The sequence below is a fragment of the Vibrio sp. genome (genome assembly GCF_984391705.1).
On the sequence record NZ_CFHWOM010000139.1, the window covers coordinates 1 to 2,185 of the forward strand.

General features: G+C 43.1%; 1 protein-coding gene. It reads left to right on the forward strand.

Going from position 1 to position 2,185, the window contains the following annotated elements:
• On the forward strand, nt 1-2,185 hold a 2,185-nt coding region (dptH, locus tag AC4MRV_RS21950), incomplete at both ends, for a DNA phosphorothioation-dependent restriction protein DptH (protein WP_491189390.1).

Below are 2,185 nucleotides of genomic sequence, written 5' to 3' on the forward strand. Positions count from 1 at the left end.
GCGCTAGTTGTGATCCACAACAGCTTGCTTGATACCTTGATAAATTCTGCCGAAGACTTGGCTCAAGTGGGACAAGTTTGGAGCGCATCAAAGATCAAAGCGGCAATGAAAGGGTTAATCGATCAGCAAGACAAAGGGCGCGATGTGTCGAACTGTCTGCTTGATGATCAATTCGATGCCATTTTAGAAGATGGCGCAACCATGTTTGGTTTTGAGTCTCTATACAAAGCCGTTGAAGACGGTGACTTGCGCTTCAATGAGTTAGGCATGTTTGAAGATCCGCTCGTAGCTGAAATGAGCGGCAATCCTAAGCAAATCAAAAAACGCCTAGAAGATAACCGTGCACTTTACGAAGAGCTCTCTTTTGAAGTTGAACACTTTGGTGGTCAGCTTCAAGACCGGTTGAAATCATTCGGCGAGAAATTTATTAAAGAGAACTTCTCAGAAACGGATGCATGGAAAGACGTTGAGTTCGAAGCATTCTTACAAGAGAAAAAGCGAAACGCTCAGCAGCAGTTAGTTCTTGAAGAGGAGCAGGCTAGCGACGGTATGACCATTACTGCTCGCAACCGTGCAGAGACCAAAGCGGGCATGCGTGATCGACATATAATCATCGAATTAGACGAGGGCGTTGACGAATTCGAACTGAAGCTCTTGTTTGTAGGCGCGCCTGATCTTGCAAAAAATCAATTCAAAATCGTTCCTAAAAATGCGCTTCGTAGCGAAGAAAAAGTAAAAGTTGACCCTACGAAGTTTGGAGCAAATGCTAAGTTAAAAGCTAGATACCACAACGAGCCATTGTATTTTAATTTAAAACTCGAACGTGAGAATAAATCTGAGGTTTATAACTTCCGTTGTTTAGTGGTTCGTAAAGGCGAGTTCTATATTGAGCCGTTCAAAAACATCTTTTTGGTCGAACCTGCGCCAGCAAAGCAGCGTTTAACCTTGAATATGGAAGAGAACAAACTGCAAATCAGAGCCAATGAAGGCAGCGCATGTCCACTACTTGACGCTAAGCAGGTTATTGATGCAGCAGAGTATGCCTTCGTGGATTTTGAAGCACTCGCCAATGAAGCTGACGAAATAGATTTTGCCGTTAAATCAGGTGATAACCAGCTCAAATTTAATGTTGAAGGTGCAGTAGCGACTGATTCATTGAGTTTACCTTTACTGCTTAATAGAGGTCGTTATCACAAGCTTTTCAAAGATGAATATAACGGTGAGTTTTATTCTCAAAAAGGCAAAGTCGGCATTGATAACAGTGAGTTTGTTGTTCCAGGTGTTCGTTTAAAACTGCTGCGTTGGGAAGAAGAGTTCATCAACAACAAAGTCGTGTCTATTGCGGATTCAGGGGCAATTAAGCTCGATGACCTGCAAGCGATTGATGATGCTATTCATGGTTCTTACGTTGAGCTTTTTGATTACCTAGAACAACGCCGTAGTACGCCATCACTGGCGTCTTGGGGCGATGAGTTTACAACACTCGTACAAAATACAGTTGATGCTTGCTTAGCGTATTTTGAAGCAATCCCAACGGGTAGCATGCTGACAAAAGAACAGAAATCAGCGTTGAAAATCGGTTTGGTGCAATCTGAAGACGAAGAATACTACTCGCCTTTCCATCCGCTGATTTTGGCTTATTACCTCAATCTAAGAGGTGCGATTCGTGATGATAAGAGCTTTGCTCAGCTTCCTGATGTCACCTTTGAACGCCTATCGCCAAAAGGTTTGCTGCCATATGTTTACCATCCTAAACATGAGTTTTCCTACAACCAGCAGGTGAAAGAGAACGCGTTTTGGATCAAGAGTGTGCCTCAAGAGAAAAGCTCTCTTACGTTCGTTCGTAAGCTGGTAAAAGAGAAAATCGATGAGTTCCAAACTGCATTCAGCCAACTGTTCAATGGCTCTGAGAAGAGCATTATCGTTAATGCGGTGAACCAAGACAGTTCTGAAGAGCTGTTTATGGGGCTGGTGGATTACATCCGTAGTAATCAAGAGCAGTCAGCATCGATTCACATTAACCTGTATGACGATAAGTTAGCGTTCAATGCGTTTGACCGATTCGCAGAAACAGCCAATTACGATGAACTGAAAGAGTGGTTAGAGCTCAACAAGGGGAAAGTGCGTGAAGTTGCCGATACTATTATCGATATCCTTCGTACTCGTCTAACGTACAGTAAGTTCA